This window comes from Rahnella selenatireducens (assembly GCF_046449555.1).
GTDB lineage: Bacteria > Pseudomonadota > Gammaproteobacteria > Enterobacterales > Enterobacteriaceae > Rahnella > Rahnella selenatireducens.
Genome location: NZ_JBKEZJ010000003.1, coordinates 55700 through 69057 on the forward strand (window position 1 = coordinate 55700; position 13358 = coordinate 69057).

Annotated in this window: 15 protein-coding genes; 7 read left to right on the forward strand and 8 right to left on the reverse strand. The window is 55.3% G+C overall.

Annotation, left to right across the window (positions count from 1 at the left end; genetic code table 11):
• Positions 1–27: 27 nt before the first annotated feature.
• From ACLBVC_RS06085 to hycA, 4 genes are all read right to left on the reverse strand, one after another.
• Positions 28–981 (reverse strand): respiratory chain complex I subunit 1 family protein, encoded by a 954-nt coding sequence (locus tag ACLBVC_RS06085; RefSeq protein ID WP_410148892.1) that lies wholly within the window; start codon positions 979–981, stop codon positions 28–30.
• A gap of 10 nt (positions 982–991) precedes the next feature.
• Positions 992–2899 carry a proton-conducting transporter transmembrane domain-containing protein gene (locus ACLBVC_RS06090; protein ID WP_410148893.1) on the reverse strand — a complete coding sequence of 636 codons (1908 nt, stop codon included), beginning with the start codon at positions 2897–2899 and terminating at the stop codon, positions 992–994.
• Positions 2899–3507: a 4Fe-4S dicluster domain-containing protein gene (locus ACLBVC_RS06095; protein WP_410149149.1), complete on the reverse strand. Its 609-nt coding sequence runs from the start codon at positions 3505–3507 to the stop codon at positions 2899–2901. The genes ACLBVC_RS06090 and ACLBVC_RS06095 overlap by 1 nt, the downstream gene beginning before the upstream one ends.
• Before the next feature lie 175 nt (positions 3508–3682).
• Positions 3683–4150, reverse strand: a complete 468-nt coding sequence (gene hycA, locus ACLBVC_RS06100; RefSeq protein ID WP_195816255.1) for a formate hydrogenlyase regulator HycA — start codon at positions 4148–4150, stop codon at positions 3683–3685.
• Between the two features lie 326 nt (positions 4151–4476).
• Here hycA and hypA point away from each other — a divergent pair, with 326 nt between their 5' ends.
• The 6 genes from hypA to flhA all read left to right on the forward strand — a co-directional run bounded on the left by hypA (position 4477) and on the right by flhA (position 10277).
• Positions 4477–4821 carry a hydrogenase maturation nickel metallochaperone HypA gene (hypA, locus tag ACLBVC_RS06105; protein WP_410148894.1) on the forward strand — a complete coding sequence of 115 codons (345 nt, stop codon included), beginning with the start codon at positions 4477–4479 and terminating at the stop codon, positions 4819–4821.
• 28 nt (positions 4822–4849) lie between these two features.
• Positions 4850–5641, forward strand: coding sequence for a hydrogenase nickel incorporation protein HypB (gene hypB, locus ACLBVC_RS06110; protein WP_410148895.1), 792 nt, complete (start codon positions 4850–4852; stop codon positions 5639–5641).
• A complete protein-coding gene (gene hypC, locus ACLBVC_RS06115) occupies positions 5632–5916 on the forward strand; it encodes a HypC/HybG/HupF family hydrogenase formation chaperone (protein ID WP_410148896.1) in 285 nt (94 codons plus the stop codon). Before hypB ends, hypC begins: the two co-directional genes overlap by 10 nt.
• Positions 5916–7076, forward strand: coding sequence for a hydrogenase formation protein HypD (gene hypD, locus ACLBVC_RS06120; RefSeq protein WP_410148897.1), 1161 nt, complete (start codon positions 5916–5918; stop codon positions 7074–7076). The genes hypC and hypD overlap by 1 nt, the downstream gene beginning before the upstream one ends.
• Complete coding sequence (hypE, locus tag ACLBVC_RS06125; protein ID WP_410148898.1) at positions 7073–8095, forward strand: hydrogenase expression/formation protein HypE; 1023 nt, start codon at positions 7073–7075, stop codon at positions 8093–8095. The genes hypD and hypE overlap by 4 nt, the downstream gene beginning before the upstream one ends.
• A gap of 103 nt (positions 8096–8198) precedes the next feature.
• Positions 8199–10277 carry a formate hydrogenlyase transcriptional activator FlhA gene (flhA, locus tag ACLBVC_RS06130; protein ID WP_410148899.1) on the forward strand — a complete coding sequence of 693 codons (2079 nt, stop codon included), beginning with the start codon at positions 8199–8201 and terminating at the stop codon, positions 10275–10277.
• A gap of 96 nt (positions 10278–10373) precedes the next feature.
• Here the strand turns inward: flhA and ACLBVC_RS06135 are convergent, their stop codons facing one another.
• On the reverse strand, positions 10374–10772 hold the full coding sequence (locus tag ACLBVC_RS06135) for a tautomerase family protein (protein WP_410148900.1): 399 nt from the start codon (positions 10770–10772) through the stop codon (positions 10374–10376).
• A 15-nt stretch (positions 10773–10787) separates the two neighbouring features.
• A complete protein-coding gene (locus ACLBVC_RS06140; protein ID WP_410148901.1) occupies positions 10788–11114 on the reverse strand; it encodes a carboxymuconolactone decarboxylase family protein in 327 nt (108 codons plus the stop codon).
• 105 nt (positions 11115–11219) lie between these two features.
• Here ACLBVC_RS06140 and ACLBVC_RS06145 point away from each other — a divergent pair, with 105 nt between their 5' ends.
• Positions 11220–12101, forward strand: a complete 882-nt coding sequence (locus ACLBVC_RS06145; RefSeq protein WP_410148902.1) for a LysR substrate-binding domain-containing protein — start codon at positions 11220–11222, stop codon at positions 12099–12101.
• A gap of 6 nt (positions 12102–12107) precedes the next feature.
• Here the strand turns inward: ACLBVC_RS06145 and ACLBVC_RS06150 are convergent, their stop codons facing one another.
• Together ACLBVC_RS06150 and ACLBVC_RS06155 are read right to left on the reverse strand one after the other, a co-directional pair.
• The gene (locus ACLBVC_RS06150; protein ID WP_410148903.1) at positions 12108–12308 is read right to left on the reverse strand and encodes a DNA polymerase III subunit theta; all 201 of its coding nucleotides are present in this window, start codon (positions 12306–12308) and stop codon (positions 12108–12110) included.
• A 24-nt stretch (positions 12309–12332) separates the two neighbouring features.
• Positions 12333–13337, reverse strand: coding sequence for a hypothetical protein (locus ACLBVC_RS06155; RefSeq protein ID WP_410148904.1), 1005 nt, complete (start codon positions 13335–13337; stop codon positions 12333–12335).
• Positions 13338–13358 lie beyond the last annotated feature (21 nt).

The following is a 13358-nucleotide window of genomic DNA, read 5'->3' on the forward strand; positions in this document are numbered from 1 at the left end:
CCGTGGCGGGATAAGAAAAATGTCAGGTCAGCCTGCGACCAGCCAGGAAACCAGCGCCAGAAATGCCAGCCCGAAGCCCGCCCATGTGGTGCGGGAGGTTTTAAGAAAACGCAGACGGGCGACGCTGTTCTCGATAATCGCCACCAGAAAAACGGCGATCAGCAGCTTCACCAGGCTCAGCACCACGGCAGTCAGCATTGCCACCGGCGTGATGTGTTCTGCCAACCCAAACGGGAAGAACAGGCCGAGAAACAGCTGCAACACCACCAGCTGTTTCAGGCTGATGCCCATTTTCAGTACGCCCAGCGCGGCACCGGAATATTCGGTCAGCGGGCCTTCCTGCAATTCCTGCTCGGCTTCGGCCATATCAAACGGCAATTTGCCCATTTCGATATACGTGGCAAACGCGCAGGCCAGACCGGCCAGAATGAGCGTCAGGGAAGACGATACCGGCCAGTGCAGCACGCGGGCAGAAATCGCGCCCAGCGAGGTGGAACCCGCCACCAGCGCGGCGATCCACAGGCCGAGCAACAGAATCGGTTCGACCAGCACCCCCAAAACCGCCTCACGGCTGGCGCCGATGCCGGTGAACGTACTGCCGGTATCCAGCCCGGCGATGGCAAACACAAAGCGCACCACGGCAAAAAGATAAATCACGGTGATCAGATCGCCCGCTGCGCCCATCGGCGAAACCAGCGTGACCACCGGCAGGGCAGTGGCGATGACCAGCAACCCGCCGGTCAGCAGATACGGCATGCTGCGAAACGCCGTGCCGGACGCTGCCGGTGCCACACTCTGGCGTTTGAGTAATTTGGCGATATCACGGTATTCCTGTAATACTCCCGGCCCGCGGCGGTTGTGCATCCGGGCGCGCATGACGCGGCTGAATCCGGCGAACAACGGAGCCATCGCCAGCAGTGCGAGGGCCTGAATCAGCGCCAGCGGCCACAGAGAGCTGTTCAGCAAAAAGGGAAAATTCATAGTCAGTTCCTCAGGCAAAAGCCACGACCAGCAACACGGCCAGTTCGATGAACGCCAGACGACGGCAGAAAGCCCCGAGCCAGCCCTGATGCAGTGTGCTCACCAGTTTTGCGGGCATGACGTGCTGACGCAGGCGGTACAGCGGGCCAAACATCACGCGCAGAGGCTGGGTAAAACCGGTCGCGGTAACCACCATGTCAGCGGAGTGCCCGTAACCACAGGCCCAGGCGTCGCCGCGCAAACGGTTTGGCATGCGGGCTCCGCGCAGAACGGCGGCAATAATCCACGGCAATAACGGCATCCCCAAAAGCAGGAGCGCCACCATCGGGGCGGAAACGGCGGAGGTCGGGGAGAACACCGCGCCGTGCTGCGCGGTTTGCAAAACAGGCGCGTTCAGCACGGACGCGGCAACGGCGGCGAAGTGCGGAACAATCCACGGTGAGGCGACACCGAAAACGACGCACAACAGCGCCAGCAAAATGCTGCTCAGCGTCATTGCCAGCGGTGCAGGCGTCGCATCTTCTGCCGCCTTACTGCGCGGCGCGCCAAGGAACGTCACGCCGAAAACTTTCGCCACACACATCAGCGCCAGCGCGCCGGTGAGCGCGAGCCCCACTGCCAGCAGCGGACCAAGCAGACGTGCGATAAACAGCGGCGCGGCGCTCAGTTGGAACAGTGACTGATACAGCAGCCATTCGCTGGCAAAGCCGTTAAGCGGCGGCAGCGCGGCCATCGACATCAGCGCGACAAGCATCGCCACGGCGGTCCACGGCATCAGACGGGCGATACCGCCGAGCTTTTCCATATCCTTTATGCCTGTCTGCATTTCAATTTCACCGGCACCGAGGAACAGCGCGGTTTTAAACAGACCGTGGTTGAACAGATGGAACAATCCGGCCAGCAGCGCCAGTGCCGCCAGTTCCGGCATATTCAGCGCCACACCGGTCATCGCACCACCGACGCCAAGCAGAATAATCCCGACGTTTTCCAGCGTGTGATAGGCCAGCAGACGGCGGATATCGTGTTCCATCAGCGCGTACAGCCCGCCAATAAATGCGGTCAGGATTGCCAGCAACAACACCAGCAGGCCCCACCAGAGTGGCGGTGCGCCGAGCAAATCCAGACCGACTTTTACGATGCCAATAATGCCGATTTTCATCAGCACGGAAGAGAACAGCGCTGCGGCATGCGCCGGTGCGCTGGAATGCGACTGCGGCACCCAGGCGTGCAGCGGAATAATCCCGGCGTAAAGCCCGAAGCCCGCCAGCGCCAGCAGGAAGGCCAGTGATTTTGTGCCCGCCGGGAAGGCGGTGTGGCGCAGAACGTCAAAATCCAGACTGCCGCTGACGTGATGTAAAACCGTGAACGCCAGAATCAGGCAAACCGTGCCGAGGCGGCCGGATAAAAACTGATTCAGACCCGCACGACGGCTTTTCACATCGTCGGTTTGTACAATCAGGAAGTAGGCGCACAGCGCGGCCAGTTCCATCATCACCAGCAGTTCAATGGCGTTATTCGCGACCGCCGCCGCCGTCAGCGCCGCCATCAGGAAGTTGCATAACAAACCGGTGCGTCCACGTTTACGCGACGTCGTTCCCGCCAGCCACGCCCAGGCGTACAAGCTGCAAAACAGCGCCGTGACAGACATTGCCAGCAGTAACAATCCGTTCAGCGGGCTGAGTTCAGCGGTGAAAGGCAGCGCGGGCAACGCCACTGTCTGCACTGCGCCGCCAGGATGAACGGTCTCAAAAGCCGCGACGATGACCGCCGCAGAAGCCAGCATGCCGCCCAGCCCGGAGATCAGGCTGCTGAGCCGTGCGGCGGCAGAAAATACCCAGCCCGCCACGCCGCTCACCAGCCATATAAGTAGCGCCAGCGCCAGCAAAGAGGCGGGTTCTAAAGCAAACAAAGCCGTCATTATTTGGCCCCCGCGTCAGGCGTGGTGAAGGTGGAATAACCGGCAGGGAAAGCGTTCATCGCATTCAGGCGTTTTTGCTGGCTGCTGTGTTCGGCCAGACTGGCGGTAACCAGCGTGATGGCCTGAGTCGGGCAGGTTTTGATGCACGCCGGTCCGTCCGGACTAAAACTGCATAAATCGCATTTCACTGCCACGGCGCGCAATCCGGGCGCGCAATCCAGGAACGGGCTGACGGCACGGGGCGCTCGCGGGGCAGGCAGCGCTTTTGAGGTATTACAGTTGCGCGGAATATCCAGCGGAGAACTGCCCGAAAAGGTGATCGCGCCAAACGGACAGGCAATTCCGCACAGTTTGCAGCTCACGCACAGGCTTTCGTTGAGGTGAATGGCCTCGTTCTGACGGGTGATGGCATTGACCGGACAGACCTGCGCACACGGGGCATCTTCACACTGGTGGCACATGACCGGCGCGGAATCCAGCCGGTTGCGCATCACCTGCAAACGGGGCGCAGACTGCAAGCCATGCAACTGATGTTCCTGCGAACAACTGGCCATACAGGTGTTGCAGCCGATACACAATTTCGGATCGGCTATCACATATTGATTCATGGCGGCGACGCGACTCATGAAGTCTCCTTTTCATTTCGTCAAAGGTGACGAAATCGGCACTTAAATTGACATTTCGACATTTATGTCGGAATTAATCCCCGTAAAAACCGGTAATCAAATGACGCGGGAAAATATTTCCGTCAGACCGGCGTAATAATGTATTTCTGAATATGAATCAGGCGTGGCTAAGTAATTTTTCTAATTGCGCCGCAATAGGCTGATTGCTGTGCAGGGAGTCGTAAATACACTGATAAATCGCGGAAATCTTATTGAGATAATGTTCCAGAACGGCGTTTTTATCGTGGATATCCACGGTGCCGTCGATCTTACCTTCTTCGCTCAGCGCGGCGTGGGCAAAGGTTTTGAAATCAGGCTCTTCACCGTTGTGCGCCATGTTCAGGCTGTAGACGATGTCCTGACTGTAAAAGTCATCGCTCAGGTGAATGCTGACGGTGAAATAGTTGAACAGCGTGAAGCGGATGTCCTGATCTTCGCCACAGGAGAACTCGTGATTAATCTTCTTATTTGAATGGGTTACCGCCTGAATCAGGCTGTTCTGGTAAGTGCGCCACTGTGATTTCAGATGGCTGTTTTTGCTGGCAATATAATCGGCCTTCGTGGTCAGTTCGCTGAGAGTGCTCATGTCATACCCTGTTATTGTGTTGTGCGTGAGTGTCATTTTTCATCGCCCCGTGACGACAAAAAAATGGCGCATAACTCTCTAAGGGCATAAAGCGTGCCAGTTTAGATGTTTATTTTCTTAATGATTTTAAATCAGTGACTTAGGTTTTTTTTGCCTGTTGGTGGCTCAATGCGGGCGAATAAATAATGTGTCGATGACACCTTATTTCGACAGTTTTGACGCACTAATTCCGTCACCGGGAAAGCCCGTCCTTTTAATAAACGTGATGAACTCTGGCATTAATATTGCAGATGTCCTTTTATCTGACTCCATCGGGAGGGGAAATCATGCACGAAATAACGCTTTGCCAGAATGCCGTGGAAATAATGCAGGAATTTGGCCAGCAAAATAATGCGCGGAGAATAACCGCGGTATGGATGGAAATTGGGGCTTTTTCCTGCGTCGAGCCGGAAGCGCTGCAATTTTGTTTTGAGCTGGCATGTCGGGAAACACTGGCCGAAGGCTGCGCGTTGCATCTCGATACGCCCGCGGCGCAAAGCTGGTGTCACGATTGCCAGAAAGATATCCGTCTGCTCCGCCCCGACGTGCTGCTTTGTCCGAAATGCGGCGGCCGCAATGTGCGGGTGATCGCTGACGACGGCATGAAAATCAAACGTATTGAAATCGAATAACGGGTATCCGTAACCCGGGGAGAAAACTATGTGCAGTACCTGCGGTTGTGCCAGCGGCGAACTTCGGATTGAAGGCGCCAGCAATGAACATTCTCATCACGATCATTCTCACCACGATCATTCGCATCCACACGAACACGGCCATTCGCATGGTTTACCGTTTGCGCCGCGTCGGCTGGTGGATATCGAAATGGATGTGCTGGCGAAGAACAATCATATTGCCGTGCATAACCGCGAGCATTTTGCGCAGGCCGCCATTCTGGCGCTGAATCTGGTGTCCAGCCCTGGTTCCGGCAAAACAACGCTGCTGACCAGCACGCTGACCCGTCTCGCGCCGTATTTCGACTGTGCCGTGGTGGAAGGCGATCAGCAAACCACCAACGATGCTGACCGTATTCGCGCGACCGGCGTGCCGGCGATTCAGGTGAATACCGGCAAAGGTTGCCATCTGGATGCGCAGATGGTGCATGACGCGGTACATCAGCTGTCGCCGAACAATAACAGCCTGCTGTTTATTGAAAACGTCGGCAATCTGGTGTGTCCGGCCAGTTTTGATCTCGGCGAACGGCATAAAGTGGCGGTGCTTTCCGTCACTGAAGGCGAAGACAAACCGCTGAAATATCCGCATATGTTTGCGGCTTCGCGCCTGATGATCCTTAATAAAATCGACCTGCTGCCGTACGTCAGTTTTGACGTCGAAACCTGCATCGCCAATGCGCGACAGGTGAACCCGGAAATTGAAGTGATCCGCCTTTCAGCCACCACAGGTGAAGGCATGGACGAGTGGCTGGCGTGGCTGGAGCAGCAGCGATGTGCATAGGCATTCCGGGGCAAATCGTTGCGCTGCATGAGCAACGGCCTGAACATGCGTGGGCGGAAGTTTGCGGCCTGCGGCGTGAGGTGAATATCGCGCTGGTCTGTGAGGGCATCAGCGAACGCGAACAGCTGATTGGCGGCTGGGTATTAATTCACGTCGGGTTTGCGCTGAGCCGTCTCGACGAGCACGAAGCGCAGGAAACGCTGGCGGCGCTGCACGCCATGGAAGAAGTGGAGACCGATGTCGCGCTGTTTCTCGGCACGAGGGAGGCCAGATAATGCGTTTTGTCGATGAATTCCGCGACCCGAAGCTGGCGAAAACGCTGATTGAACGCCTGCATAAGCGGGCGGCACAACTGCCGTATACCGCTGAAAAGCCGATGCAAATTATGGAAGTCTGCGGCGGTCATACGCACGCTATTTTCAAATTTGGTCTGGATAAACTGCTGCCCCCCCAGCTGGAATTTATCCACGGCCCCGGCTGCCCGGTGTGCGTGTTGCCGATGGGGCGGATTGACGCCTGCTGCGAAATTGCGGCGCACACGGACGTGATTTTCTGCACTTTTGGCGATGCGCTGAGGGTGCCGGGAAAACAGGGATCGCTGCTGAACGCGCGTGAACGCGGTGCGGATGTGCGGGTGGTCTATTCGCCGCTCGACGCCCTGAAACTGGCGCGGGAAAATCCGCAGCGGCAGGTGGTATTTTTCGCGCTCGGTTTTGAAACCACGCTGCCGGTGACGGCGGTCACGCTACAACAGGCGCGGCGCGAAGGGCTGACCAATTTCAGCGTCTTTTGCCAGCACATCAGCCTGATCCCGACGTTGCGCAGTTTGCTGCAACAAGACGATGTCCGTATCGACGCTTTTCTCGCGCCCGGCCACGTCAGCATGGTGATCGGCACTGCGCCGTACCATTTCATCAATACGCAATTCGGTAAACCGCTGGTGGTCAGCGGGTTTGAACCACTGGATATGCTGCAAAGCGTTTTAATGCTGGTGGAACAAGTTTGCGAGGCATCGTGTAAAACCGAAAACCAATACCGGCGCATCGTACCCGAAGAGGGTAATGTGCTGGCACAAAATGCGATCGGCGAAGTCTTTCAGCTTTCCGGCAGCAGCGAATGGCGCGGGCTGGGACTTATCGAAGCGTCGGGGATCTCCCTGACGGAAACCTATTCGGCCTTCGACGCCGAACGCCGTTTCAGCCCGCAGGCTCAATCGGTGGCCGATGACCCGCGTTCGCGCTGCGGCGACGTGCTGACAGGGCGCTGCAAGCCGCATGAATGCCCGTTGTTTGGCACCCGCTGCACGCCGCATAACGCCTTTGGCGCGCTGATGGTCTCCTCAGAGGGAGCCTGCGCCGCCTGGTATCAGTACCGGTATCAGGAAAATGAACCCGCAGAAGAACAGCAAGAGATGAAACAGAAGGTGGCAGGATGAGCGAGCGCAATGACGTAGTGACGATGGCGCACGGCAGCGGTGGCCGTGCGATGCAGCAGATGATTGAACGAATGTTTCTCAGCGCATTTGATAACCCGTGGCTCAGCGAACGCGAAGACGGCGCGCGGTTATCGCTGGCCGCACTGAGCCAGCAGGGCGATCGTCTGGCCTTCACCACCGACAGCTATGTCATTGATCCGATTTTCTTCCCCGGCGGCAATATTGGCAAACTGGCGGTGTGCGGCACGGCAAACGACTTGTCCGTCAGCGGCGCGACACCGGCGTATCTCTCCTGCGGATTCATTCTGGAAGAGGGTTTGCCGATGGACGATTTGCAGAAAATTGTCAGCCTGATGGCGCAAACCGCGCGCGAGGCGGGGATCGCCATTGTCACCGGCGATACCAAAGTCGTGCAGCGCGGCGCAGCCGACAAGATTTTCATTAACACCGCCGGGATCGGCGTGATCCCCGGAGATGTGGCCTGGGGGGCGGGGCAGATTCAGTGCGGAGACAAAGTGATCGTCAGCGGCACGCTGGGGGATCACGGCGCCACCATTCTCAATCTCCGCGAGCAGCTGGGAATGGATCTCGGTATTCAGAGCGACTGCGCCGTGCTGGCGCCAATGGTTGCGCCACTGCGCGCCGTTTCCGGCGTCCACGCCCTGCGCGATGCGACACGCGGCGGGGTGAACGCGATTTTGCATGAGTTCAGCGAAGCCAGCGGTTTCGGTATTTCCATTGATGAAAATGCGCTACCGGTCAAACCTGCGGTACGGGGAATTTGCGAACTGCTGGGGCTGGAACCGCTGAATTTTGCCAATGAAGGCAAGCTGGTGGCGGTGGTTTCTGCGCAGGCGGAAGAAAGGGTACTGAATTTATTGCGAAAGCACCCGTTGGGAGCGGACGCCGCGACGATCGGCGAGGTCACCGAAAATTCGCAGGTCTGTCTGCGCGGCGCGCTGGGCATTTCACGACAGCTGATGCTGCCACACACTGAACCTTTACCCCGTATTTGTTGATCTCATCAGGGGGGCTGAGTCCCACGAAAGGGGTAGACTTTTCACTATTGCCCTTTTTTCAGAAACTACGTTATCCAGAGCTAACGCTATGCAGAGTGCAACCATGAGCACGACAAAACACAAAGGATTGCTGGAACTGACGCGCACACTGCTGCTGCAACAGACCATGACCTCGCTGCTGGAAATCCTGACCCAGGTGGTACAGAGTGCCGGTATCGCAGAATCGGTGACGCTGGTCTTGTTTGACAGTAACAGCGAGCGCGTCAGTTTTTACGGCATCGATCCGCATCATCAGCCGGTAAGTTACGAAGATGAAACCCTGCTCGCCACCGGGCCGGTGCATGCGCTGCTCAGTAATCCGAAAACGCAGGTCTGGCGAAGCGAAGCGCTGCATTTGCGCTACCCGCAGCTGGCCGCGCTCAACCTGTATCCGGCGTTTACCGATTACTGTCTGGTACCGCTGCTGGCGGCTTCCGGTCTGCTGGGCGGCTGTGAATTTACCCGTCAGCACGCGGCACCGTTCAGCGAAGAAGATAAAAACGGGCTGCACGAACTTTGCACGCTGGCGGCGATTGCGGTTGAACAGATTAAACTGCGCGAAAATGCGTTACTTCAGCAATCGCTGCTGCGCCACGAACGTGACGATTTCCGCATTCTGGTGGACATCACCAATGCGGTGCTTTCCAAGCTTGATCTCGACGAACTGACCGGCGAAATCGCCAAAACTATTCATCACTTTTTCCACATCAACGCCATCAGCATCGTGCTGTGCGACGCTGACAAAGACAGCGAACAGGCCAGCGTTTACGCCACGCATTATGTGCAAACGCATGTCGCCGAGCGCGAGCAAACGCGCATGACGCTGGCGGGATCGCTGGAACAGCAGGTGATGAAAAATGGCGAAATGTTGCTGACCAACGTGCGGCCTTCCGAAGAACCGGAGGACGATGAGAGTACGCTGTTCCAGCTGTTGTGGCGCGATCAGACCAAAACGCTGTGCATCCTGCCCCTGCGTTTCGGGCACAAAACGCTGGGCGTTCTCAAACTGGCGCAGTGCCAGCCGGATAATTTCAATTCCGCCAACCTGCGGGTTTTGCAACAAATCGCCGAGCGTATTGCGATTGCGGTGGACAATGCGCTGGCCTATCAGGAAATCAAAAGCCTGAAGGAAAAACTGCAACACGAAAACCTGTATCTGACCGAGCAGATAAACAGCAATAACCCGGATTTCAGTGACATCGTCGGGCGCAGTCCGGGTATGTCTGCGGTGCTTAAACAAGTCGAGATCGTGGCGAAAAGCGACTGTTCCGTGCTGATCCTCGGCGAAACGGGCACCGGCAAAGAACTGATCGCCAGAGCGATTCATAACCTCGGGGATCGCCGCGATCAGCGGATGGTCAAAATGAACTGCGCGGCAATGCCCGCCGGGCTGATGGAAAGTGACCTGTTTGGTCATGAAAAAGGCTCGTTCACTGGCGCGACCGCTCAGCGCATGGGGCGTTTTGAGCTGGCCGATCAGGGCACGCTGTTCCTTGATGAAGTCGGGGAAATCCCGCTGGAGCTGCAACCTAAACTGCTACGTATTTTGCAGGAGCGTGAATTCGAAAGAGTGGGCGGCAATAAGCTGATCTCGGTGAACGTGCGCATGATTGCCGCGACTAACCGCGATCTGCGGCAAATGGTAGCCGACAAAGAATTTCGCAGTGACTTGTATTACCGGCTGAACGTCTTCCCGATTGTGATCCCGCCGCTGCGCGAACGCCCGGAAGATATTCCGCAACTGGTCAAATTCCTGACTTACAAAATCGCCAAGCGGATGAAGCGCACCATCGACAGCATTCCGGCGGAAACGCTGCGCCTGCTGAGCCGCATGCCGTGGCCGGGGAATGTCCGTGAGCTGGAAAACGTCATCGAACGTGCCGTGCTTCTGACGCGCGGAACCGTGCTGGATCTGCAATTGCCCGAGCTGAATTATCCGCTGCCGGTGGCTCCGGTTGCCGCGCCAGCATTCTCTGAACCTGCGCCGCAGTTGAACGAAGACGACGAGCGTGAGCGTATTATCGCGGTATTGAAAGAAACCAACGGTGTGGTCGCCGGGCCGCGCGGAGCCGCGCAGCGTCTGGGGTTAAAGCGCACCACCTTGCTGTCACGCATGAAAAAATTAGGCATCGCGGCACACTGATCCTCTTTGAGGGACATAAAGTCATTGAGTGATATAAAGAACAAAGCCCTGAAACAGATTCAGGGCTTTTTTATTTCTGCAAATAACCTCAGTCACTTATCTGTCTGTTATGCGGAAGACATCACCGTGGCTGAATGACCAGTCTTCCGGCTGGGTGAAATTCACCACAATCATGATATCCGCCGGATCGATGCCGATTTCCGTGTGCAATCTTTCATTCAGATAACGGTACAGCGCGCCTTTCTGTTCGGTATTTCGGGGCTTCCCGGCCGTGATGTGGAACAGCAGGAAATCGTCTGAACGACGGCTGTCCGGGCCTGCCAGATACGCCGGGTCGATTACCCGCTGGCCGTGGCTTGCCGGTTCAAACAGCTGGAAACAGTCGTCTTTGGGAACGGAAAACGTGGTAACCAGCGCGTCCTGCAAGACAGTAGAAATCGCGTTTTGCCAGCCTTCGAGGCGGTGTTCAGAGATTGAAATTCGGGTAAACGGCATGCTGAATTTTCTCTGTTATTGCGGGTTGAGCGCTGCGAAACGGGTCAGCGCGGAAGCGGCGGCGGGCCATCCGGCATAAAACGCCAGATGTGTGATCACTTCGCTCAGTTCGCTGTGCGTCACACCATTTTTAACCGCAAGATCCAGATGAAACGGCAGCTGTTCGGTGCGGTTCAGCGCAATCAGTGCGGCGACGGTAATCAGGCTACGGTCACGCGCAGGCAGCTCGCTTCGTTGCCACAGATCACCAAATAAAACCTCTTCAGTCACCTGCGCGAGTTTTGGCGTCAGGCGCGTCATAGTTTCAGGCGGCAGCATAGGGGAGGGTGTCTTGGGGCTCATTTCAGGTTCCTTTTCGCGGGTGTGAAAATGAGCATAAGGCGTTATGATTGTCCTTAATATCGAAAATATCAGCAGTATTAATCCATAATAACGGGATGATTAAACGTGGCTAAACGACCGGTAACTTTTGATGCAGAAGCGCTGCGCAGTTTTGTCACCGGCATCGAACTGGGAAGTTTTGTGCTGTCGGCTGACCGCTTAGGGCGCTCGACGTCGGCGGTCAGCGCGCAGCTTAAAAAGCTGGAACAGCAGGCAGGTACGGAGCTGGTGCAAAAGGCCGGAAGGCATCTGATTCTGACTGCGCAGGGCGAAGTCATGCTCAGTTATGCGCGGCGGATTTTAAGCCTCAACGACGAAGCCAGCGCGGCGTTATCGGCCAGCACGCTGAGCGGCAGCATTCATCTCGGTATGCAGGAAGATTTCGGCGAGGCGCTGTTACCGGCTATTCTCGGGACATTCACCCGTGCGCATCCGCAGGTGCAACTTTCCGCCAGCATCACGCGAAATCAGCAATTGCTCGATGGCATCCGGCATAACGAATTCGATCTGGCGGTGTGCTGGCAGGCGGATGACGTCCCGCTTTTCGCGAACAGCCGGGCGCTGGGCCGCATTCCGCTGCGCTGGATTGGACCGCAAAATTTCTCACTGTTGCATTATCTGGAAACCGGCGAACCGCTGCCTTTGCTGGTGTTTGAAGCACCGTGTCTGATGCGAAGTGCGGCAACGGCGGCGCTGGACAACGCGGGGATCCCGTGGCGTATTGCCTTTACCAGCCGCAGTCTGGGCGGAATTTGGGCGGCGTTGTCCGCCGGTTTGGGGATTACTTTACGGACGGACTTTGGCAGACCGGCGGCCCTGAAAGTTCTGGAGGATTTACCCGCGCCGGGCGAAATCGGTATCACTCTGCATCAGAACCAGAGGCAGCCGGGCGGACCGGCGAGGTATCTGACTGATGCCATCACCGGCTTTTTCGCCACCGGGCAGTGACGGATTTTACTTTTTTGCGGGCTGGCTGCGGTAGTGTTCCAGCCGCTCACGAAAGTATTCACGCAGATGTTCCGGCTGTTCCATCTCAACTGCCTGTGCATTGACGGGAAGATTATTGCGCTCGCGCACGGCGACGGTTCCGGCCGCCAGCCCGGCGCTCACTTTTTCCATTTCTTCCTGAGTAAGACCTGCGAGATTGTTGTTCATAGCGTCTCCTTTTATTATATGAGTTTATTTTAGCGCAGTGCCCAGCAGAGTTTTTAACATTCCATCGGCACAATATTTTTTCAGCAAGTTTATATCAATGTCGGGAACAGGGCATGCGATAAAATCAGCCATCTGATCGGGATGATCTTCTCCCCAAATAAAAATTCTGCCAGGGTGATAGAAGTTGTGATTTTTTATAGATGCATTGTTGGTAATGAGTTTTTTATTGAAAGCCATGGCTTCAAGTGCGCGTAATGTTAACCCGGTTTGACCCGGTTTATTCATTTCCAAAATGATATTCGAATGTTTTATTTTCTCAATGTTTTGTTTGTAAGTCAGCTTTTCATTAATACATAGAGAAGGATAATCAGAGGTTTCCTGTTTATCTGTAACAAGATAAAACTCAGAATAGCAATTATTGGTTTGTAAAAGTGGCGTAAGTTGTCTGATAACGCTGGCACGATATTCATCGTAACCGCCAACATAGAAGCAGGATAAGTGAGTTTTTTCAGAGTATTGGTGTTCGGTTTGTAACCGGATCTCTTTGTGAGTAAAAGGTAAAAATTGATCCACAGCCGACAGACCATATTTTAGGCAATCAACGGGATCGAAACTGTATATAATATCAAAAACTGAATTCACTCTGCTTAAATAGTTTTCATCATCAGACAGTAATTTCAGGCGGCGCCGTTTAGACGTCAGCGCCTCAACTGAATCTCGCAAGACTAATATTTTTTTACAATGAAGGGAGGTTAACAGGTCAAGTAAAAGAAAAGCACTGTAGCCATTGCAAATAATAATGTCGTTTTCTTTAATGTGACGAAATTTTATCGCGCTATGTATTTTTTTATGCCATTGCCTGAGGCATCTCCCCGGCAATATTCGCTGAAGAGACTTGAAATGTTGCTTCACTCGATAAATTTCAAAGACCGGGAAGTCTTTTTTGAGAGAAGACGTCATCATTCTTTCGTATTCAGAATTCCATTCAATGAAGTGAATTTTCACGCCTTCCTTAAGTTTGCTGCTCATTTAACCTCCCGTTTTTAAACT

What these genes read in the sequence shown, in the direction of transcription:
- hypE (WP_410148898.1), top strand. Translation starts at nt 7,073, where the DNA reads ATGAGCGAGCGCAATGACGTAGTGACGATGGCGCACGGCAGCGGTGGC.
- hypB (WP_410148895.1), top strand. Translation starts at nt 4,850, where the DNA reads ATGTGCAGTACCTGCGGTTGTGCCAGCGGCGAACTTCGGATTGAAGGC.
- hypC (WP_410148896.1), top strand. Translation starts at nt 5,632, where the DNA reads ATGTGCATAGGCATTCCGGGGCAAATCGTTGCGCTGCATGAGCAACGG.
- hycA (WP_195816255.1), bottom strand. Translation starts at nt 4,150, where the DNA reads ATGAGCACTCTCAGCGAACTGACCACGAAGGCCGATTATATTGCCAGC.
- hypD (WP_410148897.1), top strand. Translation starts at nt 5,916, where the DNA reads ATGCGTTTTGTCGATGAATTCCGCGACCCGAAGCTGGCGAAAACGCTG.
- hypA (WP_410148894.1), top strand. Translation starts at nt 4,477, where the DNA reads ATGCACGAAATAACGCTTTGCCAGAATGCCGTGGAAATAATGCAGGAA.
- flhA (WP_410148899.1), top strand. Translation starts at nt 8,199, where the DNA reads ATGAGCACGACAAAACACAAAGGATTGCTGGAACTGACGCGCACACTG.
- ACLBVC_RS06140 (WP_410148901.1), bottom strand. Translation starts at nt 11,114, where the DNA reads ATGAGCCCCAAGACACCCTCCCCTATGCTGCCGCCTGAAACTATGACG.
- ACLBVC_RS06090 (WP_410148893.1), bottom strand. Translation starts at nt 2,899, where the DNA reads ATGACGGCTTTGTTTGCTTTAGAACCCGCCTCTTTGCTGGCGCTGGCG.
- ACLBVC_RS06095 (WP_410149149.1), bottom strand. Translation starts at nt 3,507, where the DNA reads ATGAATCAATATGTGATAGCCGATCCGAAATTGTGTATCGGCTGCAAC.
- ACLBVC_RS06150 (WP_410148903.1), bottom strand. Translation starts at nt 12,308, where the DNA reads ATGAACAACAATCTCGCAGGTCTTACTCAGGAAGAAATGGAAAAAGTG.
- ACLBVC_RS06155 (WP_410148904.1), bottom strand. Translation starts at nt 13,337, where the DNA reads ATGAGCAGCAAACTTAAGGAAGGCGTGAAAATTCACTTCATTGAATGG.
- ACLBVC_RS06085 (WP_410148892.1), bottom strand. Translation starts at nt 981, where the DNA reads ATGAATTTTCCCTTTTTGCTGAACAGCTCTCTGTGGCCGCTGGCGCTG.
- ACLBVC_RS06135 (WP_410148900.1), bottom strand. Translation starts at nt 10,772, where the DNA reads ATGCCGTTTACCCGAATTTCAATCTCTGAACACCGCCTCGAAGGCTGG.